This window comes from Pseudomonas sp. Irchel 3A5 (genome assembly GCF_900187575.1).
Lineage (GTDB): Bacteria > Pseudomonadota > Gammaproteobacteria > Pseudomonadales > Pseudomonadaceae > Aquipseudomonas > Aquipseudomonas folii.
In genome coordinates this window covers 457,499-482,200 of the sequence record NZ_FYDU01000002.1, presented here as the reverse complement: position 1 = coordinate 482,200, position 24,702 = coordinate 457,499, and the positions used below count along the sequence as shown (strand labels likewise).

The window sequence follows — 24,702 nt, the reverse complement described above, 5'->3', positions numbered from 1 at the left end:
CAGCACATGAACCACGACACCGAACACGCCCGCTACATTCCCCTCACCCAGCCCGGACTGGATCGCGCGGTACTGCTACTCGACAGCCATGCGCCGCTCAAAGACCTGCACGCCTTCGCCGAAACCCGCATCAGCCTCGCCACCCGCTTCCTCGACACCCTCGCCCACATGAACCCGACCCACACCGACGAATCCGATATCACCACATTGGCCAGCACCGCGCATTTGCTGATGCTGGAAGCCTGTGATGTGAATCGAGTGATTGAGAAGAGACTATGGAAGCGTAACGATTCCAAGATGAACATTAACTTTGCATGATCGAAAGAGAACAATAATTGGCATTGGAGCTTTAGCGCCCACAGACCCAGACGCACAACCATCCATGTAGGAGCTGACGAGCAACGCGAGGCAGCGATGGCGTTCTACCGCAAACACCTAACAGGGCGCGTCCGAACCCGACAAATAAGAAATCCCCGCGCTATAGCGCATACCGGCTGTAGGGTTTAACGTTCGCCCCACGCCCAAGCGACGACTACAGTCTCAGGACATTTCTCTTTTTCTCGGCCTCAATTCGACCATGCCAGTTCAACTGCCTTCTTCACCGCCGTCACGCGTTTCATTCACTTCACGCCTCCGGGCACTCTGGCCCGCACCCCACGCCATCGATGCACAAGAAAAATGGCGCGCCTGTTGCGGCGCAGCGCTCGGCATTTTGCTGGTCGCCGTAATGGCAGCCTTCTGGCTTGAAGGGGCACCGGCAAGCCAACACAGCCTGCTCGCCATGGCCTTGGTTGCGCCGCTGGGGGCCAGCGCCGTACTGGTTTTCGCGCTGCCATCCAGCCCACTCGCGCAACCCTGGTCGGTACTGGGCGGCAACACGCTTTCCACTCTAGTGGGCATTGCCTGCGTAAAGTGGGTGCCCGACGCGACCTTCGCTGCTGCGCTTGCGGTAAGCCTGGCCATCGCCGTGATGTTCGCCTTGCGTTGCCTGCACCCGCCCGGCGGAGCGGCAGCCTTGTTAATGGTGCTGATTGGCTGTGACCGATTCGAGTTCGCGCTGAGCCCGGTACTTATCGACTCCGCACTGCTGGTGGTCGCAGGTCTGATCTACAACAACCTGACCAAACGACCATGGCCGCATGTGCAGAAACCCGCCACCACGAAAGCTGCCAGCCGATTCAGTGACGCAGATCTGGACGCAGCCCTCGCCCATTACAACCAAGTGCTGGACGTCAGCCGTGACGACCTGCAAGCCTTGCTCGAACAGGCCGAAGTTTCTGCTTACCAGCGCAAGATGGGCGAACTGCGTTGCGCTGATGTGATGAGTACTCAGCCCATTTCGGCCCGCCAGGAAATGCCGCTGCGTGAAGCCTGGGCGTTGATGCGCAAACACAAGATCAAAGCCCTGCCGGTGATCGACAGACAGCAGCACCTGATGGGCATCGTAACGGTGGCGGACTTCATGCAACAGATTGATCTGGACGCCCACGAAGGCGTCGGCTGGCATTTGCGCGCACTGCTGCGCCACTCCCGCAAGGATCAACCTGCCAACATCGTCGGGCAAATCATGACCCGTACCGTCCGCGTCGCCAGCAGTGATCGCTTGTTGATCGACCTTGTCCCTGTGTTCTCCGAAAACGGCCACCGACACATTCCGATCATTGATGCCGAACGACACCTGGTCGGCATCATCACCCAGTCGGATTTGATCAAAGCGCTGTATGCCGCGGTGCGTGCCTGAGGAGACGTCATGAACTTGTAGGCGCTGCCGAAGGCTGCGAATTGCGGTGGGTGAGGCAGGACGCCATCGCAGCCTTGGGCAGCGCCTTCGGTTCAGGACTGATATACGACCGCGACAACAGGCATAAAAAAAGCCCCACCGACATCGGCAGGGCTTTCATGAAGCATTTAGCTTGATCAGTGACGCTTGCGATTGCTGATCAGAGTACCTACACCGGTGTCGGTGAAGATTTCCAGCAGTACGGCATTCGGCACGCGGCCGTCAATGATGTGCGAGGTGGTCACGCCGCCTTGCACTGCTTCCAGCGCGCATTTGATCTTCGGCAGCATGCCGCCGTAGATCGTGCCATCGGCGATCAGGCCGTTGACTTGCTCAGTGGTCAAGCCGGTCAGTACCTGGCCTTGCTTGTCCATCAGGCCTGCAATGTTGGTCAGCAGCATCAGCTTTTCAGCCTTGAGGGCTTCAGCGACTTTGCCTGCCACCAGATCGGCGTTGATGTTGTAGGACTCGCCGTCTGCACCCACGCCAATTGGCGCGATGACCGGGATGAAATCGCCTTTTACCAGCATGTTCAGCAGGTCGGTATTGATCCCGACTACTTCGCCGACATGGCCGATATCGATGATTTCAGGCTTGGTCATTTCCGGCGTCTGACGTGTAACAGTCAGGCGCTTGGCGCGGATCAGCTCGGCGTCTTTACCGGTCAGGCCGATGGCGCTGCCGCCATGACGATTGATCAGATTGACGATGTCCTTGTTAACCTGGCCGCCCAGAACCATTTCCACCACATCCATGGTTTGCGCGTCAGTGACACGCATACCATCGATGAAGTGGCTCTCGATCGACAACCGCTTGAGCAGATCACCGATCTGAGGCCCCCCGCCGTGAACCACTACCGGGTTGATGCCAACAGCCTTCATCAACACGATGTCGCGCGCAAAGCCGGTTTTCAGCTCGTCGCTCTCCATGGCGTTACCGCCGTACTTGATCACCAGCGTCTTGCCAACGAAGCGGCGAATGTAAGGCAGCGCTTCGGACAATACTTTGGCGACGTTGGCGGCGGAATCACGTTCGAGGGTCATTCAAGGCTCCAGTCAAAGGAAAAAACAATCAGAACGGAAGTTGAAGGTCCGGCGCAACCTTTTTCAGTTCGGCGTGGAACACATCCTTGATACGTTGCAGCTCGGCTTCGGTTTCGGCCTCGAAACGCAGCACCAGTACCGGTGTTGTGTTGGAAGCGCGAACCAGACCCCAACCTTTCGGATAGTCCACTCGCACGCCGTCAATGGTGGTCAGCTTGGCATCGCCCCACTGAGCATCTTTCTCCAGTGCTTCTATGATGCTGAACTTGGTGGTGTCAGTCACTTTGATGTTGATTTCAGGCGTCGAAATATCATTCGGGAAAGTCTCGAACAGGTCTTCAGCCGATTGCGATTCCTGACTGAGGATCTCCAGCAGGCGCGCAGCACTGTAGATGCCGTCGTCGAAACCGAACCAACGCTCTTTGAAGAAGATGTGGCCGCTCATTTCGCCCGCGAGCAGCGCGCCGCTTTTCTTCATTTCTTTCTTGATCAACGAATGACCGGTCTTCCACATTACCGGGCGGCCGCCATGCTGCTGAATCAAAGGCGTCAGGCGACGGGTGCATTTGACGTCGAAAATGATATCGGCACCCGGGTTACGCTTGAGCACGTCCAGCGCGAACAGCATCAGCAGGCGGTCTGGATAGACCACGTTGCCTTTGTTGGTGACAACGCCAACACGGTCGCCGTCGCCGTCGAACGCCAGGCCCAGATCAGCGCCGGTTTCTTTAACCTTGGCGATCAGGTCCTGAAGGTTTTCCAGCTTGCCCGGATCCGGGTGATGGTTCGGGAAGTTGCCGTCCACTTCGGCGAACAGCGAAATCACTTCGCAACCCAGCGCTTCGATGAGTTGTGGCGCGATGACACCGGCAGCGCCGTTGCCGCAGTCCACGACCACTTTCATCTTGCGGGCCATGACGATGTCTTCTTTGATCTGCTTGAAGTAGCGATCAAGGATGTCGACTTTAGTGATGCTGCCTTTGGCCGAGGTCAGATTGCCAGTCTTGATGCGCTCGTGCAGCGCCTGAATCTGCTCGTTGGCGAGGGTATCGCCAGCAATAACGATTTTGAAACCGTTGTAATCCTTGGGGTTGTGGCTACCGGTCAACATCACACCAGTCTTGCCCGCCAATACGTTGGCCGCGTAATACAAGGCAGGTGTTGGCACCAGGCCAACGTCACTGACGTGACAACCGCTGTCGTGCAGACCCTGGATTAGCTGTTGAACCAACTCGGGGCCGGAAAGGCGTCCATCGCGGCCAACACTGACGTTGGGCTCGTTCTGGGCCAGGCTTTCGGAGCCAATGGCGCGACCAATCCAATACGCCGTTTCGGCGCTAAGGGTGTCACCCACGATGCCGCGGATGTCATAGGCGCGGAAAATATCGTCAGGAAACTTTGGTGCCACAGATGCTGGATTGCTCATAACTGGGGGGTGCTCCGATCTCAGGAAGTCCTGGTTTTCGTCGAGGATGTCGATATCGAGAATGTCGGTATCTTGAAACAGCGGATCGGTCCAGCCGTCACCCGTGGCAACATGTGGAGCCGATGCTGAAGCACTACGTGTCTTTAAGTCGGTCATCTTGGAGCCAGGAGCCAAGCCTGACTCATCCCTCTTATCAACGATTTCCGTTACCGGTTGTTGAATGGAAGGTGAAAAACAGGCAAGACGTCTAGCCAGCCCATTGAGGACCGGCAGGCCCAAACCGAAGGGTTTGACGGCTTTTCCGCGAGAGAGTTCTTCGAGCAGCTGATCCAGTTGTCGGACATCGGCGCAAATGCCCCGTTGTAGAGCCCTTTCATTGAGGTAAAGACCCAGCAAAACACTGGCTAGAGCGACTAATGCCGCCAGCGTCAGCAATAGCCAGGGAGGTGAGGAAGCAAGTGCCGGGCCGGGCGTGAACTCCAGCTTCCAGTTCGCATACCCGGTGTCCAGCCGTTGCGGTTTAGCGCCATCAGCTTCGCCGCGTTGCAGTAAAACCTGCTCTGGACCGTTGCCAAACTGCTGAATCAAACGTATCCGGCCCGTGGATTCAGGCATAACTGGAAGCGCATTGAGCAGGCGTTGCGGATCGAAGGCCAGCAACAGCGTGCCACCGACCGGGGCGGCTGGATCAGAGCGCAACGGCGCTGCGCTGTAGATCATCCAGCGCTCGCCGACTGCGCGAGCCTCAGGCACAGGCTCCTCGCCACGAGTGACTTTGTTGAGCATGTCCAGCGTGGAGAAACTGACAGGCAACCCACCCTGGCTGCCGATATCCGACATGCCTAAAGGATTGAGACGAGCGCCGAGTACGCCGTCGCGAAACCGCATCCGGTTTTGCGCTTCGTCGATGAGAGAAGGGTTGCCGCTTTGCAATGCCTGAAGCAGCGCAGGATCCCGGGCCGCGGCCTGCGTCTCGGCACCGATCTGCTTGAGAGCCAGCGCCACCGCCGAGGCCTGAGTACCGCCCCACGCTTGCTCAAGGTGCTGACGACCCAGAGGATTGCTGGTCAGGGCGAGATAGACCAGAGTGCCGGCGATGATCAGAGCGATCAGCGCAGGAAAAATACCGGGAGCCAGCACAGCCAGACTTGGCGCCGGAGGCTGGATATCGGATGTTGCATGCTGTTGGCTGCCTTGCACCTGAACGCTCCCCGGTCATTCATCCTGAAGCTGGACAGTCACTCACCCGACGCCTGCCAGCCTCAGGCTGGCAGGCGACGAGTCATCGGCTCAAGGTCAGTGACTGCCTGAGTGACCGAAACCGCCAGCACCGCGTTGGCTTTCATCGAACTCTTCAACCAGTTCGAAATGCGCCTGCACCACCGGTACCAGCACCAGTTGAGCAATGCGCTCGCCAATGGAAATATTGAAAGCAGTCTGCCCGCGATTCCAGCAGGAGACCATCAGTTCGCCCTGGTAATCGGAGTCGATCAGACCCACCAGATTACCCAGCACGATACCGTGTTTGTGACCAAGACCCGAGCGCGGCAGGATCAATGCCGCCAAACCAGGATCACCGATGTAGATCGACAGACCGGTTGGGATCAACAGCGTCTGGCCAGGCTCAAGGACAGTGTCTTCCTTGAGCATGGCGCGCAGGTCGAGCCCGGCTGAACCGACGGTGGCATAAGCCGGCAAAGGAAATTCGCTGCCAATGCGAGGGTCGAGGATCTTGGCTTGTAGAGCGTGCATTCGTAATTAAACCTGGTTCATTCGTTCGGCGATAAAAGTGATCAGCTGGCGGGCAATCTTGCCCTTGCTGGTCTGGGCAAAAATCGTTGCATGCAACGCGCGGTCGATCACGCTGCAAGCATTCTCTTCGCTGTTGAAGCCGATGCTGGGGTTGGCAACATCGTTGGCGACGATCAGATCAAGGTTCTTGTCCTTGAGCTTGCGTGCAGCATAGTCGAGCAGGTGTTCAGTTTCAGCGGCAAAGCCCACACTGAAAGGGCGATCCGGGCGGGTAGCGATGGTCGCCAGAATGTCCGGGTTACGGACCATCTGCAGCAACAGGCCGTCACCCGTGGACGGGTCTTTCTTGAGTTTGTGCGGGGCAACCACTTCAGGACGGTAATCCGCGACCGCCGCGGAGGCGATGAACAGGTCGCACGGAATGGCGGCCTCGCAGGCCGCCAGCATGTCCCTGGCGCTGACCACATCGATGCGCGACACGCGATCCGGGGTTGGCAGGTTAACCGGGCCGGTGATCAGTGTGACGCGTGCGCCAGCCTCAATCGCAGCCTCAGCCAGGGCAAAGCCCATTTTGCCGGAGCTGTGATTGGTGATGTAACGCACCGGGTCGATGTTTTCCTGCGTCGGGCCCGCCGTGATCAACACATGCTTACCGGTCAGGGACAGACGCTGGAAGCAATCGGCGGCGGACTGGGCCAGATCGTCGGGTTCAAGCATGCGCCCGAAGCCGACATCGCCACAGGCCTGGCTGCCGGAAGCGGGGCCGAATATGCGGAAATCACGTTCTTCCAGCAAGCGGATGTTGGTCTGCACGGAAGCGTCGCGCCACATCGCCTGATTCATTGCCGGAGCCACCGCCACAATGGCGTCGGTGGCCAGAACAATGGTGGTCAGCAAGTCATTGGCAATACCTTGTGCCAAACGCGCAATAAGGTCCGCAGTGCCGGGCGCAATCAGTATCAGATCGGCCCACTTGGCCAGTTCGATATGCCCCATCGCTGCTTCTGCGGCCGGGTCGAGCAAATCCAGATGAACCGGGTGCCCGGACAAAGCCTGCATGGTCAGCGGGGTGATGAACTCAGCGCCACCTCGGGTCATGACGACACGCACTTCAGCACCTTGGTCACGCAAGCGTCTGACCAGTTCTGCGCTCTTGTAGGCCGCGATACCGCCGCCAACGCCAAGAACGATGCGTTTTCGATACAGCCGCTGCATAGGCCTGCCTTTTAGTCGAGTGGTACGCAGCGGCGATGGGCGTTTCCCCAGGCCGATCGCCGCGCAAAAAAGATGGGCTAAGATAGCACAGCGACCGTGCTGGAACAGCGGTCCCCACACACATGGAGGTGGTATGAGTATTCGCAACTGGCCCGAGGCCGAACGCCCGCGTGAGCGGCTGCTGGAGCTGGGTTCGGCAAGCCTGTCCGACGCAGAGCTGCTGGCTATTTTCCTGCGTACCGGGGTGGCCGGAAAAAGCGCTGTAGACCTCGCCCGTTACCTGTTGAATCAATTCGGTGGGCTGCGACCGTTACTGGATGCTGACCTGACCATGTTCAGCTCACACCTGGGGCTTGGGCCCGCCAAATTCGCGCAGTTGCAGGCTGTCATGGAAATGGCTCGCCGACACATGGCAGAAACCCTGAAACGCGATTCCGCCCTGGAAAGTCCGGAACAGGTGCGCAACTACCTCAAGGCGCTGTTGCGCCACGAACCCCATGAGGTATTTGGCTGCCTGTTTCTGGACAACAAGCACCGGGTTCAGGCTTTCGAAATACTGTTCCACGGTTCGATCAACTGCGCCCACGTGCATCCCCGGCAGGTGGTCAAACGCGCTTTGGCCCACAACTCGGCCAGCCTGATCCTCTGCCACAACCACCCTTCGGGCATCACCGACGCCAGCCAGGCCGACATAGACCTGACCAAACGCCTGCGCGACGCGTTGTGGCTGATCGACGTGAAAGTGCTGGATCACCTGATCATTGGCGACGGTGACCCGCTGTCGATGGTGGAGTGCGGGTTGATGTAGGCGGAGGCAGCAACGCTGTCGCGAAGCAAACTCGGCTCTATGTGGGAGCGGTGCTTGCCCGCGATAAGGGCGACGCGGTTTTAAGGGGAATTGCGGTGTTCTTATCGCGGGCAAGCACCGCTCCCACATGGATATCTGTTTGCTGCGCGACAGCGCGGTATCAGTGACACTGGGGCGGCTCCTACAGGTTAAGCAATTCAATCACTCAACAAACGTCACAACCCCATCTGCCAGGGATTTAACCCGAGCCAGCGACTCGACGCGATAACCCTGCGCGTCCAGCTCGGCGCGGCCGCCCTGGAAGGATTTTTCGATCACGATGCCCAGTCCGGCGACAGTAGCGCCGGCTTGCTTGATGATGGAAATCAGCGCTTGAGATGCCTTTCCGTTGGCCAGGAAGTCATCGATGATCAGCACCTTGTCGCTGCTGTTGAGATGGCGAGGCGAAATCGCAACGGTGCTTTCGGTCTGTTTGGTGAACGAATACACCGTGGCCAGCAGCAAGTTTTCGGTAAGGGTCAACGACTGGTGCTTACGGGCGAAAATCACCGGCACACCCAGCTTCAAACCGGTCATCACCGCAGGCGCAATACCTGAAGCCTCAATGGTAACGATCTTGGTCACGCCCGAATCCGCGAACAGCGCCGCAAACTCGTCGCCAATTTGCTGCATCAGCACCGGGTCGATCTGATGATTGAGAAACGCATCGACTTTCAATACCTGATCGGAAAGTACGATGCCTTCTGCGCGAATCTTCTGATGCAATGCTTCCACGTTGCTTCCTCGGGTGCGCGAATCTGCGCAATCAATAGTAGGAATTACTTTTTCAACATCGCGCGGATGTCCGCCAATGCGGTATTGCCGCGCACTGCCTTCACTTCGGTCGGGGTGTCGTCGTTGCCTTCCCACGCCAGATCGTCGGGCGGCAGCTCATCAAGGAAACGGCTCGGCGAGCAGTCAATGATCTCACCGTACTGCTTGCGCTTGGCAGCAAAGGTGAACGCCAGGGTCTGCCGCGCGCGGGTGATGCCCACGTAGGCCAGACGACGCTCTTCCTCGATGGTATCGGCTTCGATACTGGAGCGGTGAGGGAGAATTTCCTCTTCCATGCCCATGATGAACACGTACGGAAACTCCAGGCCTTTGGAGGCGTGCAGCGTCATCATCTGCACGCCTTCTGCGCCATCCTCTTCCTCCTGTTGACGCTCGAGCATGTCACGCAGGACCAGCTTGCCGATGGCTTCTTCGATGGTCATTTCACCTTCTTCGTCTTTCTCGAGGGTGTTTTTCAACGCCTCGATCAAGAACCAGACGTTGCCCATGCGGTAGTCGGCAGCCTTGTCGCTGGAGCTGTTCTGACGCAGCCAGTTCTCGTAATCGATGTCCATGACCATGCTGCGCAGCGCAGCAATCGGATCGTTCTGTGCGCACTGCTGACGTACGCCGTCCATCCAGCGCTTGAAGCGCTGCAAACGGTCGGTGTAACGGCTGTCCAGGTGCTCGCCCAAGCCGATTTCGTCGGTGGCGGCGTACATCGAAATTTTTCGCTCGGTGGCGTAGTTGCCGAGTTTTTCCAGCGTCGTGGAACCGATTTCCCGGCGCGGCACGTTGATTACCCGCAGGAAGGCGTTGTCGTCATCCGGGTTAACCAGCAAGCGGAAGTAGGCCATCAGGTCTTTAACTTCCTGACGCCCGAAGAAGCTGTTACCGCCGGACAGGCGATACGGCACCTGATGATGCTGCAACTTCAGCTCGATCAACTTGGCCTGATAGTTACCGCGATAGAGGATCGCAAAATCGCTGTAAGGCCGGTCAGTGCGCAAGTGCAGGCTGAGGATTTCAACAGCCACGCGCTCGGCTTCGGCGTCTTCGTTGCGGCAACGAATCACACGAATTTCATCGCCGTGCCCCATCTCACTCCACAGCTGCTTTTCGAACTCGTGGGGGTTGTTGGAGATGAGCACGTTGGCGCAACGCAAGATCCGGCTGGTCGAGCGGTAGTTCTGCTCCAGCATGACCACCTTCAACGACGGGTAATCTTCCTTGAGCAACATCAGGTTTTCCGGACGCGCGCCACGCCAGGCATAGATCGACTGGTCGTCGTCCCCTACCACGGTGAACTGATTGCGCATGCCGATCAGCAGCTTCACCAGCAGATACTGGCTGGCGTTGGTGTCCTGATATTCGTCCACCAACAGATAGCGGACCTTGTTCTGCCACTTTTCCAGAATGTCGGCGTGTTCCTGAAACAGCTTTACCGGCAACAGAATCAGGTCATCAAAGTCCACCGCGTTATACGCCTTGAGCGTGCGCTGATAGTGGGTGTAAACGATGGCAGCGGTCTGTTCCTTGGGATTGCGGGCGTTTTCCAAGGCTTCAGCGGGCAGGATCAGGTCGTTTTTCCAGGAGCCGATCATGTTCTTGATCTCGTCGACGCCGTCGTCGCCCGAGTATTCCTTCTGCATGATGTCGGTCATCAGGGCCTTGACGTCGGTCTCGTCGAAGATCGAGAAGCCTGGCTTGTAACCCAGCCGCACGTGCTCCTTGCGGATGACGTTCAGCCCCAGGTTGTGAAACGTCGATACGGTCAAGCCGCGACCTTCGCCAGCGCGCAGCAAGCTGCCAACCCGCTCCTTCATCTCCCGGGCGGCCTTGTTGGTAAAGGTCATGGCGACGATGTACTGGGCGCGAATGCCACAGTTCTGGATCAGGTGGGCGATCTTGCGAGTGATCACGCTGGTCTTGCCGGAGCCTGCACCGGCGAGCACCAAAAGAGGGCCGCCGACGTAGTTCACGGCTTCTTGTTGCCGAGGATTGAGTCGGGACATGAAAAAAAGAGTCACTAACGAAATGGGTGGGCATTTTAGCAGGCTATGGCGATTGTGCAGCGACCGTCCGCCAATGAGTGACGTCTTATATCGCCCGCCGCTATCTAATTTTTTTGGTTTTGTTACATTTGCTCATCCGAATGCTGAACTAATGCTCTGTTTGACCCCTTCTCCGGGGCCTACTGTTTGTCTCTTTTCGAGTCTAGGGAGCTAGCTTGCCTACGCCTGTCCAACCCTTGCGGTTGTTAGTGCTGGCCCACGAGCCGGAATGGCTGGTATTGCTTCGCAGTTGCCTCACGCAAGAGCAGAATCAGGCAAATCCGTTGTTCTTTTCGCACTGGAACGACATTAATGCCGCACTGGTTAATGACCACCATACTGTCTTACTGACGACGCCAGAGCTTCAGCCTCCGCCCGGCCGCTGCAATTTGCCAGTGGTCATGCTGCTTGAAGAAGAGCCACTGATCACGCCGCTTGGCGCCAGTGACTGGTTGATTCGTAGCGAAATGACGCCTTCGGCACTGCGCAACTGCCTGCGTCACGTGGGCGAACGCGCCTTGCTGGAAAACACCCTGCAGCGTCTGGCCGAGCAAGACACGTTGACCGGCATCGCCAATCGCCAGGGTTTTCAGACCCTGTTGGCAGCACGCCTGCTGGACAACGATGGTCGCGGCCTGGCGCTGGGCCATCTGGATCTGGATAACTTCCGCCGCGCCAACGACGCACTGGGCCATCAAGCCGGTGATCGACTGATTTTGCAGGTCGTGGCGCGACTCAAAGGACAACTGGAAGTCGGCGACCAGATTGCCCGATTGGGCAGCGATGAATTTGCCCTGCTGATCGATACCCGCCGCGCCCCCGAGCGCGCCGAGTGGATGGCCGAACGCATCACCGAAGCCTTGTCCGAGCCTTACTGGGTTGACGGTGAGAGCCTGCTTATCGGTTGCAGTCTGGGGATCGCCCATTCCCGCGCCGAGGCAGGCGCCGACCCGCTGATGTGGCACGCGCATATCGCCATGCAGCAAGCCAAAGGCATCCAAGGCTGCACCTTCCACATCTTCAACGACCGACTCAATCGCAATGCCCGTAGCCTCGCTGACCTTGAAGGCGAGTTACGACGCGCATTACGTCGCGATGAGCTGGAATTGCACTACCAGCCGCGGCTCTGCCTGACCAGCGGCCGTATCGTCGGCCTCGAAGCGCTGGTCCGCTGGCGACACCTGGAACGAGGCTTGCTGCCGCCCAGCGAGTTCGTGCCGCTGGCGGAACAAAGCGGGCTGATTGTGCCACTGGGCTACTGGGTGATATCCCGGGCGCTGCGCGACATGCAGGCCTTGCTGGAAAATGGTCTGCCGCAATTGCACATGGCGATCAACCTGTCGTTCCGTCAGTTTCAGGACAACCAGCTACTGACGACATTAGGTCGATTGATCGCCGAACGGGGCATTGACGCGCAATGGCTGGAATTCGAACTGACTGAAACCGCCGTCATGCGCCGCAGCGATCTGGTCAAACAGACCATGGATGCGCTTGGACGCTTGGGAGTCCGGTTCTCGCTGGATGACTTCGGCACCGGATTTTCATCGTTCGTACACCTTAACAACCTGCCCATCGCGCTGCTGAAGATCGACAAAAGCTTCGTCGGCGAAATGGAACAGCGCGAAGAAAATCGCAAACTGGTCCACGCCATGATCAACCTGGCTCACAACCTGAGCCTTGAAGTGGTCGCCGAAGGCGTAGAAACCGCTGAGCAACTGGCGCTGTTACGCGGTTTTGGCTGCGATCAGGTTCAGGGTTACCTGATCAGCAAACCGCTGCCGCTGCCGGAGTTGATCAAGTACCTGACGCTGGACAAGCAGGAGCCGGGGGCGTTGAGCGGGGTTTGATTTCCTGCCTACATGTCGCTGGATTACAGTTTCTGCAGGCGATTCCATGTTTGCCCGCGAACTGACGTGGGACCGGCTTTAGCCGGGAAACCGGTGTATTTGCCGATGAAGATGTACTGACTGTACGGGCATCTTCCCGGCTAAAGCCGGTCCCACGGCATCGTGCCAATATCCAGAATCGCGCAGGACTTTTGGACGCGGCTCTTCACCCCATCACCGCCACTGCCGACGCTTCCCGGCGCAACAACTTCGAGGTCTTTCTTTCGAAGGCCACGGTCAGCGCAATCGCTGAACACAGCAGCCCCAACGCCAGCCCCCACCAAACGCCCTCGGCACCGTGGTTGGTGTAAAAACCGAATATCCACGCCGCCGGGGCCGCCACCAGCCAGTAACTGGCAAGCCCGATAAGGAAGGTGGTCCGCGCATCCTTGAAGCCACGGATCGCGCCCATGGCGATGGTTTGCGCGCCGTCCAGAATCTCAAACCAGGCGGCAATCGCCAGCAGCTTGACCGTCAACTCGACAATCTCGGCGAATTTCGGGTCCTTGATATCAAGGAATAGGCCGATGACCAGATGCGGTGCCAGCCAGAACAGCATGCCGAACATCAGCATGACCAATGAGCCGAAGATAATGCCCGCACGCCCGGCAGTGCGAGCCAGCAGCAGATTACCCGCGCCATAGTGCAGACCAATTCGCATGGTCACTGCATAAGAAATCCCCACCGGAATCATGAACGCCATCGACACCGATTGCAGGGCGATCTGGTGCGCAGCCATTTGCGCGCTGCCCATCGCGCCCATGCAGAACGCGGCAAAAGTAAACAGACCCACCTCAACCGCGTAGGTCCCGCCAATAGGCAAGCCTAGCTTCCATAGCTCTTTAAGGTGGCTGCGCGACAGCTGCCAGAAACCTTCGCGGATCGGATAGGCCGCATAGGCAGGATGGCGACGGATATGCAGCGCGAGGATCAACGCCATACCGTTGGTGACCACCGCAGTAACCAGGCCAATGCCCATCAGGCCCAGATTGGGCAGCCCGAACATTTGATGGATAAAGGCGTAGTTGAGGACGAAGTTGGCAATCGCCCCACCCACGCTGATTGCCATGACCGGCCCTGCACGCCCCAAGGCACTGGTAAAACCGCGCAAGGCCATGAACGTCAGCAGGCCGGGTAACGCCAGCGGCAAGGTGATCAAAAACTGACCAGCCATATGCACATTGGATTCGGTCTGGCCGAAATGCAGGAGGATCGGTTCGAGGTTCCACAGGATCAGCATGGCAATCAATGCCATGCCCCACGCCAGCCAGACACCGGCCTGAACCAGTTGCGCGGCGCCTTTGCTGTCCCCTGCACCATGGCGGATGGCGACCAGCGTACCCACAGCGGCCATCACCCCGACGCAGAAAAAAGAAATGAAGTTATAGGTCGCCGCCCCCAATCCCCCGCCTGCCAAGGCTTCCGGGCCAATGTGGCCCATCATCACCGTGTCGGTGAAGACCATGAGCATGTGCGCCATCTGTGAAGCGATCAGCGGCCCGGCGAGGCGCAGGATGATCCAGAGTTCTTTGATGGCAGGTTGTTGCATGGCGCGACGCTCGATTTCAGGGGCATTTATGAGCCACCCATTCTCGGTACTTAAGAGGGCGGGCACAAAGGGATAATAAAGATCGTTAGCATGAGTAAAACTCATCTGTTAGCTTTTTAGCTAAAATCGCCGTCTCCCACGGTAGGAGCGTTCTGAATGCCTCGTAGTCTTCCTCCTCTTTATGCATTGCGCGCATTTGAAGCGGCGGCAAGGCACAGCTCGTTCACGCGGGCAGCCGAAGAACTGTCGATCACTCAAAGTGCGGTCAGTCGACACATTCGCACCCTTGAAGAACACTTTGCCTGCCGACTGTTTCAGCGCATCGGTCGTAACATCCAGCTGACCGAAGCCGCGCGGACATTATTGCCAGGCGTGCGTGATGGCTTCTCTTCCCTTGAACGCGCTTGCAATACGCTTTCCGTCGATGAGGGCATCTTGCGCATGAAAGCGCCGCCCACCTTGACCATGCGCTGGCTTTTGGCCCGGCTGAGTCGCTTCCGCCACCTGCAGGCAGGTAATGAAGTGCAGTTGACCAGCGCATGGATGGAAATCGACGTGGTGGATTTCAGTCACGAGCCTTTCGACTGCGCCGTGCTGCTCAGCCGCGGCCATCTCCCCGCTGAGTGGGAGGCCATACGCTTGTTCCCGGAGCTGCTGATTCCCGTCGGCGCGCCAAATCTGGTCGATGATCAGCCCTGGGATATCCAGCGACTGGCCAGCGCAGAATTGCTGCACCCGACGCCGGACCGCAGGGACTGGCGCAGTTGGCTTGAGCGCACGGGCCTGTCGGAGCAGGTGTCACTCAAAGGCGGACAGGTGTTCGACACGCTGGAACTCGGCATGATCGCCGCCGCCCGCGGCTATGGCGTCTCCATGGGGGATCTACTCATGGTCGCTGAAGATGTTGCCCAGAACCGTTTGAGTCTGCCTTGGCGTACCGCTGTTTATAGCGGTGAAGATTATTATCTGGTTTGGCCAAGAACCCGGCCCGGCAGCGAACGCCTGCGCCGGCTGGGAGATTTCCTGCAGAGCGAGGTCAACGCCATGGAATTGCCTGAGGTGCAAATCCTCAAGGGATAGTGGCATTGCGACACATGCCGTAAACTAGTCGTCTAATTCCGGGAACCTTGCTCAAGTATTGAAGTCCCGGGCCGATGTTAGAATCGACGCCCCTTTGTACAAATTCTGTACAACCAAGGCTACTTTCATTTAATTACATTCAGCTGAACGGCTATTAGAGGTCACTTAAGACCCTCCGTTCGGCCAGGAGCCGTCATGTCCAAGCCCCGTGCACGAATTGCATCGCAACTCGGTATTGCTCTGGCCGTTATTCTGGCAATTGTCATCTCCGGCAGTACCGTGTTCGCGTTGCGCTCGCTGGACTCCGCCAACCTCGTCATTCGTGAAGAGCACATGGCGAGTGAGGCCCGCTTGCTGGCCGACCAGCTCAACACGTTTCACAGCACGCTGCGGGTCAGTACCCAGCGCCTGAGTGGGCTGTTTGAAAAGCGTTTCGCCAGTGGCCTTACCGTTCAGGCGGACCAACCGATTACAGTCGCCGGGACACAGACACCCAGCCTGATCCTGGGGGACCACGCGCTGAACAACAACTTCAAGGAAGTTGACGAGTTCCGTCAACTGACTGAAGGCGTGGCCACGGTATTTGTGCGCAGCGGCGACGAGTTCATCCGCATCAGCACCTCCCTGACCAAGCAGGATGGCAGCCGCGCAATCGGCACCATGCTTGACCGCAAGCACCCTGCATACGACCGCTTGATGTCAGGACAGGGCTACGTCGGTAAAGCCGTGCTGTTCGAGCGCTCCTACATGACGCAATACACCCCCGTGAAAGACAGCTCCGGCAAAGTCATCGCGGTGTTGTTCGTCGGCTTCGATTACACAGACGCAGAAAATACCCAGTTCGAAAACCTGAAGAATTTCCGCATCGGCAAAACCGGCTCCCTGGCCCTGCTCAGCGATCAGAACCGCTGGCTGGTACCGCCAGCAGGCGTGCAGGCACTTGATCAGGCCGCCAAAGCGGTCGCTGATTTCGGCAAGCAGCCCGGTAAAGGCCAGTATTGGAGCGACACCAGCGAGGACTTCTACAGCGTTGCCCAACCTTTCAGCGGTGGGCCGTGGACTGTTCTGGCCACCATGCCCAAGGACGAAATCAGCGCCGTGACCTGGAACGTCGGTACGCAACTGGCCATTGGCAGCCTGTTGGCGATGTTGATTGCCGTGGGTTCCGCCATCTGGTTGCTGCGCAGCAAACTACGTCCGCTGTCTGAGCTGGTGCGTCAGGCCGAAGCACTGGGTGCCGGTGATTTGAGCGTGCGTTTGAACATCAGCAGCCATGACGAAATTGGCCAACTGGCAACCAGCTTCAACAAGATGGGTGAAGCCCTTTCGAACATGGTTTCGCACATCCGCACGGCGGCTCAACAAGTCAGCAGCCGTGCCCATGAACTGTCCGGCCTGTCTGGCGGTGCTTATCGCGGTATGGAACAGCAATCGGGTGAAATCGTCAGCATGGCGGGCGCGGTTGAGGAATTCAGCGCCACCTCGCTGAACATCGCCGACAACATGGGCAACACCGAGCGTTTGGCTCAGGAAAACGCTCAGCAAACCCGTATCGGTCGTGCGTCGATGCAGGAAGCGTCGTCGTCCCTTGAGCAGATTGCGGCCTCCATCAACAGCACTGCATCGGTCATCAATACCCTGGGGCAACGCTCTCAGGAAATCGGCAGCATCGTCGGTGTGATCACCTCGATCGCCGACCAGACCAACCTGCTGGCCCTCAACGCAGCTATCGAAGCAGCGCGGGCTGGCGAACAAGGCCGCGGATTCGCGGTAGTGGCTGACGAAGTACGTAGCCTGGCAACCCGTACGCGGGATGCCACAAACGAAATCTCCGGGATGATCACCAGCATCCAGCAAGAGACCGGCAACGCCATTTCCACCATGCAACAGGGCAATGCCCAGATGCAGGAAGGTCTGGCACGTAACGCCAAAGTGGCTGCCGCGCTGGAGCAGATCGACGAGCAAAGCCGCTCGGCTGGTCAGCAATTCGCCGCGATCACCACCGCCACTCAGGAGCAAAGCAGCACCGCCACCTTGTTGAGCAGCAATCTGCAAAGCATCGCCCTGGCCAACAGCGAGCAACGTGAAGTTGTCTCGCATCTGGCAGTGACCGCAGAAGAACTGAACACCCTGGCCGCTGATTTGCGCACCGAGGTTGACCGGTTTCGTTGAGGGTTAAGCGATAAACAAAAACGCCCTTCGGGGCGTTTTTTTTGGACAGAACATGGTTGCGCGGCGAACGTACATCCGTAGGAGCTGCCGAAGGCTGCGATGGGGGTGTATCAGGGATAACGCTATCGCAGCCTTCGGCAGCTCCAACAGGGAATGCATTTCAACGCGAGAGATTGCATGTTGGGTTCTACAGGGCAACCGGAGCCGCAACAAATTCCACATACCCACTCACCACCACATACACCGCGAAGTAAGCGAAGATCAGCGCTGACGCAATGTAGGTGTACTTCATCAGCTTCTCACCGATGAGCCGACCGCCCTGCCAAGCCACTGCGCACAGTGAAATCGACCACAGCAGACCCGCCGCAAAAAAGCCTGACAGGAACAGGCCTGCGCTCGCCACGTCATGCCCCTGACGCGCAATGATCGCGCCGCCCACAGCGGCAAACCACAGGATGGCGCTGGGCGAAGACATCGCCAGCATGACGCCCCTGGAGAACAACGCCAGATTGGTCTTACCCCATTGCTCACCGCTCTGCTGCATCGTCCCGTCAGTCTTGAAAGCGCTGAGGAGCATTTTCACACTCAGGAAACAGAGCACCAGCGAGCCGCCAATCCAGAGCACCCAGCGCACAGCCTCGAATTGCAACAACACTGCCATGCCCATCATCGCCAGCACGGCATAAATCAAATCGCCGACACAGGTGCCCAGCCCCAGCCAGACACCCTGCGCGAAACCACGCTGCATGGCGATATTGATCATCGCCATATTGGCCAGGCCAATTTCCAGACACAGCGACAGGCTGAGCAGGAAGCCGTTGTTGAATTCCATCTGGATGTTTCCTCACTTAAGTGCGCGACACTTTAAGCAGGAGGCAGATGTGTCGCAAGATACAGTGCGCGATGCCCACTGTATGGCTTACGCCAACAAACGTCGCCACCATGAAGTGGTCTTCCCGGCGTTCTGCCGAGAACGCTCCAGCAAGATCTCTGGCATGTCCCGCACGCGAATCCACGATTCGTTCTGCCAGTTCAGCAGGCTCAGGGTCATCTCCGGCCAATGCATCAAACCCAGCACCGGGCGTTGCGATGTCGGGACTTCATGCCTGTCGCGCAAGGCCTGCACCACATGATGCTCAAGCCATTGGCGCAGCGGCCCATTTTGAGCGCCGTGCTGATAGAGCAATAGCATGTAGGCCCCGGACTCGCTGATCATCAACGTGTCCTTTGTCACGCCATAGCGCTCCAGCAAAACGGTTTTGCGCTGGTCGGGTGCCAGTTTGCGAGCACGGTGCTCATCCAGAAATATCCCCATCAGATAGCCAAGGTCGCGCGCGCAGAACCAGACCTGGCCTTCGAGGCAAATGGCGTGCATGTGTTTTTTCTGGCGGATGAAGAGCATGGGGATGTGGGGTGGCTGAATGTGTTTATCCATCAGGTAGAAGTTCTCTAGAAGAAATGACTCCACCGCCTAGACATCGCCAAACGAATAGGTGGCGGCTGTGTGCAGGTTGGCGAACCGGGGGAGAACCATTCCGGCAGACCCTAAGATCTCCCGCACACAACAGCCATAAAGCTTGGGCAAGATCTGCCCACACTTAATAGTCAATGTATTGGTTCCCAACCAGATCGCCAAATCCAGTAGCTGAATATTCAGCCGGGAGAGAGGTTAATCCGTTGAGGCGGACACGACTGTCGGCACAGGACGCTGGCGATCTGTGGATAACTCCGCTCCGGCTGTAGGAAACCAGCCTGTGGAAAACTTGAGGAGCGCACACAGCACTATGGTTGGTCGCTGTCATGTGGGAGCCGGGCTTGCCCGCGATAAGGGCACCGCGGTCTGCCAGATAAACGGAGTCGCACTTATCGCGGGCAAGCCCAGCTCCCACAGGTTTTGCGCAAGTCCTTGGATCACATCACACACAGATGGCGCCAGCCTGTAGATGCAAACCTTTCAACTACTCCCCGGCCGATGCTGTAACGCATCGGCCACATGACTGCGAAGGATGACAAGCCAAAAACAGCTATAAATCTTTATAAGCCTGCTCCGCCTCAGCAATTTTAATCCCCAAGCCAAACTCATAGGGCCATTGATCTACAATTATTTTCGCCAAACCAAGATTGCGATCACTTTTTTCAGGAACACTGCCGAGATTTATTTTATTTAACGTCGCAGCTAGCACCGCTTTAAATTTTTCCAACTGCTCATTCGTTGTAAATGACAACATATCATTACTGTTGCGCATGACTTCTTCAGTAATCGCCTGAATGACTATCTCGATCTTTTGCACCGCTTTTTCTGAGTCCTTCATTGCCTTGTCCGGTCCGATAGTTCTGATATATATTCCGAGCCTAGCCGCTCCACAAAGCCTGAACCTTCGGCTGAAGCGACGCCCTCAGCCATGCGACGAAGGAAGAATATAATGAAAAAGTTTGTTGCGTCGACCATCAAGTGCTACGAGGAAGACGGGGTATTAATAGTTGCTTTGGGTGATGACCCAGAAACTCCTGCAAACTTCATGATTATTACCCGCCTGGACGATGAAGATAACGCGACTGTAAATGATGGTATCGGCTTTCAAACACATGAAGCAGAATATGAGATGGCAAATGCACTCGCAAAGGTTAGTTTGCGCTCAGACAGTCTCGAAGTGGTAGTCAAACCGGAGTTTACCGATTTTTTTGGTGATTCATGTTTTGTTGCAGAAATACCGAAAGGGAGTAACGACTCGTCAACGCAGTTCTCCGCATTAAAAAACGCATTGCAAACTATATTCAGCGGCGCTGAGGTCGAACTGGTTATTTAGTTATGGTGGACTGTACCGAGCGGCGTCCATGGCGCCGCGCCGTCTGCCAGCAAACACAGACCCTGTAGGAGTGAGCTTGCTCGCGATTCGATTTCTTGGTCGACGACTTTATCGCATGAACTGACGCTTATCGCGAGCAAGCTCACTCCTACAGAAAAGCACTTAAGTTCAGTTGATTATTTCATTTTTAACTAGAGCGCTTGCCCGCGATAGCGTCAGCACAGCTGATATATATCAGCTGACAGACCGACTCGCGGGCAAGCGCGCTCCTACAGGTAAAAGTATTCCAAATCAGATGATTGAATATTTTCTGATAGGCGCAATCCCGCAGAACCTCCAATTTCAACCACTCGCCGGCCGGTACTGCAACGCCTCCGCCACATGGCTGCGATTAATCTCATCCACCTGCTCCAGATCGGCCAACGTCCTTGCGACCTTCAGCAGCCGATGCGCCGAACGCAGCGACAAGGTCAATCGCTCACATGCCGTTTCCAGCCAGGCCTCGTCTTCTCTGGTTAACACGCAATGCTTGCGCAACCCGGGCATATCCAGAAACGCATTCGCGCACCCCTGACGCTGGTTCTGGCGATCGCGTGCCTGGGCGACGATTGCCGCAGCGCTGGCCGTGGTTTCACCGCCTTGTACAGTCGGGTTGAGGGCGGTGGTTTCTCGGGCGACGGTCAGGTGCAGATCAATACGGTCCAGCAACGGACCGGACAGTTTGTTGCGATAGCGCTGAATCTGCTCCGTCGAACAACGGCACCTTCCGGTCGGCTCACCAAGATATCCACAAGGGCAGGGGTTCATGGCGGCGACCAATTGAAAGCGCGCCGGAAACCGAACCCGATCCCGCGCTCGGGAGATCACGATATGGCCTGACTCCAGAGGCTCGCGAAGCACCTCAAGTACCCGTCGATCAAACTCCGGCAACTCATCAAGAAACAAAACACCGTGATGGGCGAGGGTGATTTCGCCGGGCTGTGGACGGCTGCCTCCGCCTACCAGCGCGGGGCCTGACGCCGAATGATGAGGCTGACGAAAAGGCCGCTGCGGCCAACTGGTCAGCGGGATCTGACTGGCGACCGACTGAATCGCCGCCACTTCCAGCGCTTCATACTCATCCAGCGGCGGCAGCAAACCCGGCAAGCGGCTGGCGAGCAGGGTTTTACCGGTGCCAGGAGGGCCGCTGAACAACAAATTATGCGCGCCAGCAGCGGCGATGATCAGCGCCCGTTTGGCGGCGGTCTGACCCTGCACTTCACTGAGATCCGGATAGGGCTTGGCCTGATGCAAAAGCCCGCTGGACTGATACGGCGTGATCGGCGTCTGCCCGTTGAAGTGCGCCACCAGTTCCAGCAGATGATTGACCGCAATCACCTGTAAGCCCGACGCTAGACACGCCTCTTCAGCATTGACCGCCGGGATGATCAGCGTCCGCTGTGCAGCGCGGGCCGCCAAGGCCGCAGGTAACACACCCTGAATCGGCCTGATCGCACCCGACAGCGCCAGCTCGCCGAGGCATTCCACATCCTGCAATGCCACCAAAGGCACCTGACCACTGGCAGCTAGCAAACCCAAAGCGATCGCCAGATCAAATCGGCCGCCATCCTTGGGCAGATCAGCCGGAGCAAGGTTGAGCGTGATACGCCGATCCGGAAATTTCAGCCCCGAATTAAGAATCGCACTGCGCACCCGATCCTTGCTTTCCCGCACAGCACCTTCCGGCAAACCCACCAGCGTAAGCGCAGGCAGACCGTTGGCGAGGTGCGCTTCGACCGTGACAGCAGGTGCCTCAACGCCCACTTGGGCACGACTATGAACAATGGCCAGAGACATGATTCTTCCTTGAAATAGCGACCCTCGCATCCTGCGACATCGGGCTGATCTTTGAAGGAATGAATGGATACAGGGTGTTAATGCATGCCCGCGATAAACCTCTTTTATGCCTGACACTGCGCCGCCGCGTGGTTTATAAATGACCTGTAGGAGCGCACGAGCACCGCGAGGCCGCGATAGCGGTGTATCAGACAGGACGCCATCGCTGCCTCGCGGTGCTCGTGAGCTCCTACAGAAAATCATTCAAAAATCAGTTAGTTCCAAACAAAAAGAGCCCTGAATGCCAACCCCAGCCCAATCCATCGAACACTACATCCTTGCCAAAGACGGCAATCGTCCACACCTGCTACGCCAGGCATTCGTCAGCGACGCAACGCTGGAAATGGTCGTCCACACCGGGGCCATTTCATTCCCGCCCACAGTCGAAGGCAGGGACGGTATCGCGGAGGTACTGGTTCGGCGTTTCGGGCAGACCTATGAAAACGTCTACACCTTCTGCATCGGTGAGCCGCCGGCCGAGGGGGCGACTGAGTATCACTGCAAGTGGTTGGTGGGGATGTCGGATAAGGCCACTGGGGATTTACGCTTCGGTTGCGGGCAATATGACTGGCAGTTTGATTCCGGACTGGCGACGCACTTGAGGATCACCATTGAGCAGATGCTGGTCTGCCCGGCGGCAGAGGTGGAGCCGGTGATGGATTGGTTACAGCAAGTCAGTTATCCATGGTGCCCGGCCGGGCAGTTAATGTCCGCACCGCCACTGGCCAGCATCGAGAGCGTCCTGCAATACCTGAGGGCATAAGCCACACGCGGCAGGCGTCCCATCCCTTAAGCAGTTGCAAATTGTGCAGCGCTTTAACACAATGCGACTCATTATCATTTACACCGCGCTGGGATGGCGCGCCTTGATGCCTTCTCATCACGCTACACTGCGTTCGCTCTACATCGATCATCACGGCTGGCTCAACACCTGGCTGCGCAGCAAGCTGGGCAATGCAGCCGATGCGGCGGATCTGGCGCAGGATACTTTTGTCCGGCTGCTCAATCGCCACGAACTGCTTGAGCTGAAGGCGCCCCGTGCGTTTCTGCGCACCGTCGCCAAAGGGATCGTTATCGACCATTGGCGACGCGAGGAACTGGAGCGCGCCTATCTTGAAGCCATCGCACATTTACCCTGCAACGAGTCGCCTTCGCCCGAGTCCCGAGAGCTGGTTTTCGAATTGCTGGAGAGCATTGCGAAGATGCTTGATGGCTTGAAACCCAAAGTCCGCCAAGCCTTTCTGCTGGCGCAGTGTGAAGGCATGCCCTACAAGCAGATTGCCGAACGAATGAGCGTGTCAGTGCGCTCGGTAGAACGCTATGTGGCCGACGCGCTTTATCACTGCTATCTGTTGCGGTATCCAGCGTGAGCGGCGTCTCTGCTCATGCGCGCTCGCAAGAGCCTTCGCCGCAGGTCGTGAAACAGGCGATTCAGTGGTCGATACGCCTCAACAGCCAAGGGCATAACTCACAATTGCGTGAGCAATGTGAACAGTGGCGTGTTGCACATGCAGATCACGAATGCGCCTGGCAGCGTATCCAGGCGTTGAACAGCGATTTCAACAGCCGTTTTCAGAATCTTCCTGCACCGGGTGCAGCCATCGAAGCGCTAGAGAACAGCGCCCAACGCCTGAGCCGCAGACAAACCCTGAAACTGTTGTCCGGTCTGGTCGTTGTGGGCTCCAGCGCCTGGCTATCGCGAGAGGTTGTGCCCTGGCAACAATGGAGCGCAGATTTCGCGACCAGCGTCGGGCAGCGTGGGCGCTTTCAGCTCAGCGACGGCTCAAGCCTGCAATTGAACACCGACAGCGCGGTGGATCAGGACTTCAGCGCCGAACGCCGTCTGATTACCCTGAATCGGGGTGAGATTCTTGTGGGGTGCGGTGCCGATGTACAAAGCACGACCCGCAGACCGCTATTGGTGCACAGTCGCCACGGGTTGTTCGAAGGCATCAGCGGACGCTTCGTCGTCAGGCAGTATCAGGACCAGACGCGTATCAGCGTGCTTGAAGGCCAGTCGATTATCCGCTCACCTGCGGCATCCCCCATCACTGTCAGCGCCGGGCAGCATTACCTGGTGTCGTCTCGCAACGCGGTCCAATTGCCCGCACTCAACATGGACGCGGGTGCCTGGAGCGAAGGCCTGATCGTGACCCGCAACATGCGCCTCCGAGACTTCCTCACCGAGGTCGGAGCTTATCGCCACGGTCATCTCGGCTGCGCTGACGATGTTGCCGACCTGCGCCTTTCCGGTGTGTTTCGGCTGGAAGACACCGACAAATTGCTCACGGTCGTTACCCAGACGTTGCCCGTCCAGCTCAGGTATCGCACGCGATGGTGGGTCACGTTGCAGCGCGAGGTATGATTTCTGAAATTTTTTGGCGGGTTTTGCCTACAAGTCCGGCTTAGAGATCAGCCCCTCTGTTCTCTTCACTGACTTTA

The 24,702-nt window shown here is 57.7% G+C and carries 21 protein-coding genes and 1 pseudogene; 11 read left to right on the top strand and 11 right to left on the bottom strand.

Annotated features, from left to right (window positions below; genetic code table 11):
* Positions 1–6 precede the first annotated feature (6 nt).
* Both CKW31_RS04790 and CKW31_RS04785 read left to right on the top strand, forming a co-directional pair.
* Positions 7–318: a hypothetical protein gene (locus CKW31_RS04790; protein ID WP_095093288.1), complete on the top strand. Its 312-nt coding sequence runs from the start codon at positions 7–9 to the stop codon at positions 316–318.
* A gap of 409 nt (positions 319–727) precedes the next feature.
* On the top strand, positions 728–1,741 hold the full coding sequence (locus tag CKW31_RS04785; protein WP_256582477.1) for an HPP family protein: 1,014 nt from the start codon (positions 728–730) through the stop codon (positions 1,739–1,741).
* A 176-nt stretch (positions 1,742–1,917) separates the two neighbouring features.
* Here CKW31_RS04785 and argB read toward each other — a convergent pair whose 3' ends face one another.
* The 4 genes from argB to coaBC all read right to left on the bottom strand — a co-directional run bounded on the left by argB (position 1,918) and on the right by coaBC (position 7,216).
* Positions 1,918–2,823 carry an acetylglutamate kinase gene (gene argB / locus CKW31_RS04780; RefSeq protein WP_095093255.1) on the bottom strand — a complete coding sequence of 302 codons (906 nt, stop codon included), beginning with the start codon at positions 2,821–2,823 and terminating at the stop codon, positions 1,918–1,920.
* 28 nt (positions 2,824–2,851) lie between these two features.
* Entirely contained in the window at positions 2,852–5,449 is a 2,598-nt protein-coding gene (locus CKW31_RS30265; RefSeq protein ID WP_176469776.1) for a phosphomannomutase/phosphoglucomutase, read from the bottom strand.
* A 96-nt stretch (positions 5,450–5,545) separates the two neighbouring features.
* Entirely contained in the window at positions 5,546–6,001 is a 456-nt protein-coding gene (gene dut / locus CKW31_RS04770) for a dUTP diphosphatase (protein ID WP_095093254.1), read from the bottom strand.
* Between the two features lie 6 nt (positions 6,002–6,007).
* A complete protein-coding gene (gene coaBC, locus CKW31_RS04765; protein WP_095093253.1) occupies positions 6,008–7,216 on the bottom strand; it encodes a bifunctional phosphopantothenoylcysteine decarboxylase/phosphopantothenate--cysteine ligase CoaBC in 1,209 nt (402 codons plus the stop codon).
* A 133-nt stretch (positions 7,217–7,349) separates the two neighbouring features.
* On the opposite strand from coaBC, the gene radC reads away from it, so the two are divergent.
* The gene (gene radC, locus CKW31_RS04760; RefSeq protein WP_095093252.1) at positions 7,350–8,024 is read left to right on the top strand and encodes a DNA repair protein RadC; all 675 of its coding nucleotides are present in this window, start codon (positions 7,350–7,352) and stop codon (positions 8,022–8,024) included.
* 201 nt (positions 8,025–8,225) lie between these two features.
* On the opposite strand, the gene CKW31_RS04755 is transcribed toward radC, so the two are convergent.
* Together CKW31_RS04755 and rep are read right to left on the bottom strand one after the other, a co-directional pair.
* On the bottom strand, positions 8,226–8,798 hold the full coding sequence (locus CKW31_RS04755; protein WP_087271609.1) for a xanthine phosphoribosyltransferase: 573 nt from the start codon (positions 8,796–8,798) through the stop codon (positions 8,226–8,228).
* 44 nt (positions 8,799–8,842) lie between these two features.
* Entirely contained in the window at positions 8,843–10,852 is a 2,010-nt protein-coding gene (rep, locus tag CKW31_RS04750) for a DNA helicase Rep (RefSeq protein WP_095093251.1), read from the bottom strand.
* Positions 10,853–11,067: 215 nt separating this feature from the next.
* Here rep and CKW31_RS04745 point away from each other — a divergent pair, with 215 nt between their 5' ends.
* Positions 11,068–12,738: a bifunctional diguanylate cyclase/phosphodiesterase gene (locus tag CKW31_RS04745; protein ID WP_095093250.1), complete on the top strand. Its 1,671-nt coding sequence runs from the start codon at positions 11,068–11,070 to the stop codon at positions 12,736–12,738.
* A 205-nt stretch (positions 12,739–12,943) separates the two neighbouring features.
* On the opposite strand, the gene CKW31_RS04740 is transcribed toward CKW31_RS04745, so the two are convergent.
* A complete protein-coding gene (locus CKW31_RS04740; RefSeq protein ID WP_095093249.1) occupies positions 12,944–14,326 on the bottom strand; it encodes a NorM family multidrug efflux MATE transporter in 1,383 nt (460 codons plus the stop codon).
* A 156-nt stretch (positions 14,327–14,482) separates the two neighbouring features.
* Here CKW31_RS04740 and CKW31_RS04735 point away from each other — a divergent pair, with 156 nt between their 5' ends.
* The 3 genes and pseudogenes from CKW31_RS04735 (at position 14,483) to CKW31_RS30255 (ending at position 17,578) form a co-directional block, all read left to right on the top strand.
* Positions 14,483–15,406 (top strand): LysR substrate-binding domain-containing protein, encoded by a 924-nt coding sequence (locus CKW31_RS04735; protein WP_095093248.1) that lies wholly within the window; start codon positions 14,483–14,485, stop codon positions 15,404–15,406.
* Between the two features lie 195 nt (positions 15,407–15,601).
* Positions 15,602–16,723, top strand: a pseudogene (locus tag CKW31_RS30260) (Cache 3/Cache 2 fusion domain-containing protein); the annotation flags it as partial.
* A complete protein-coding gene (locus CKW31_RS30255) occupies positions 16,718–17,578 on the top strand; it encodes a methyl-accepting chemotaxis protein (protein ID WP_371856686.1) in 861 nt (286 codons plus the stop codon). The pseudogene CKW31_RS30260 and the gene CKW31_RS30255, both read left to right, overlap by 6 nt.
* A 187-nt stretch (positions 17,579–17,765) precedes the next feature.
* On the opposite strand, the gene CKW31_RS04725 is transcribed toward CKW31_RS30255, so the two are convergent.
* From CKW31_RS04725 to CKW31_RS04715, 3 genes are all read right to left on the bottom strand, one after another.
* Positions 17,766–18,410 carry a LysE family translocator gene (locus tag CKW31_RS04725; RefSeq protein ID WP_095093246.1) on the bottom strand — a complete coding sequence of 215 codons (645 nt, stop codon included), beginning with the start codon at positions 18,408–18,410 and terminating at the stop codon, positions 17,766–17,768.
* 87 nt (positions 18,411–18,497) lie between these two features.
* Positions 18,498–19,013, bottom strand: coding sequence for a BRO family protein (locus CKW31_RS04720; protein ID WP_095093245.1), 516 nt, complete (start codon positions 19,011–19,013; stop codon positions 18,498–18,500).
* A gap of 589 nt (positions 19,014–19,602) precedes the next feature.
* Positions 19,603–19,890, bottom strand: a complete 288-nt coding sequence (locus tag CKW31_RS04715; RefSeq protein ID WP_256582476.1) for a hypothetical protein — start codon at positions 19,888–19,890, stop codon at positions 19,603–19,605.
* A 111-nt stretch (positions 19,891–20,001) separates the two neighbouring features.
* Here CKW31_RS04715 and CKW31_RS04710 point away from each other — a divergent pair, with 111 nt between their 5' ends.
* The gene (locus CKW31_RS04710; protein ID WP_095093244.1) at positions 20,002–20,385 is read left to right on the top strand and encodes a hypothetical protein; all 384 of its coding nucleotides are present in this window, start codon (positions 20,002–20,004) and stop codon (positions 20,383–20,385) included.
* A 342-nt stretch (positions 20,386–20,727) separates the two neighbouring features.
* On the opposite strand, the gene CKW31_RS04705 is transcribed toward CKW31_RS04710, so the two are convergent.
* On the bottom strand, positions 20,728–22,221 hold the full coding sequence (locus tag CKW31_RS04705; RefSeq protein WP_095093243.1) for a YifB family Mg chelatase-like AAA ATPase: 1,494 nt from the start codon (positions 22,219–22,221) through the stop codon (positions 20,728–20,730).
* Between the two features lie 280 nt (positions 22,222–22,501).
* On the opposite strand from CKW31_RS04705, the gene CKW31_RS04700 reads away from it, so the two are divergent.
* The 3 genes from CKW31_RS04700 (at position 22,502) to CKW31_RS04690 (ending at position 24,625) form a co-directional block, all read left to right on the top strand.
* Entirely contained in the window at positions 22,502–23,023 is a 522-nt protein-coding gene (locus CKW31_RS04700) for a hypothetical protein (protein WP_095093242.1), read from the top strand.
* Between the two features lie 106 nt (positions 23,024–23,129).
* A complete protein-coding gene (locus CKW31_RS04695) occupies positions 23,130–23,630 on the top strand; it encodes a sigma-70 family RNA polymerase sigma factor (protein WP_095093285.1) in 501 nt (166 codons plus the stop codon).
* Complete coding sequence (locus CKW31_RS04690) at positions 23,627–24,625, top strand: FecR domain-containing protein (protein ID WP_095093241.1); 999 nt, start codon at positions 23,627–23,629, stop codon at positions 24,623–24,625. Before CKW31_RS04695 ends, CKW31_RS04690 begins: the two co-directional genes overlap by 4 nt.
* The last annotated feature ends 77 nt before the right edge of the window (positions 24,626–24,702 follow it).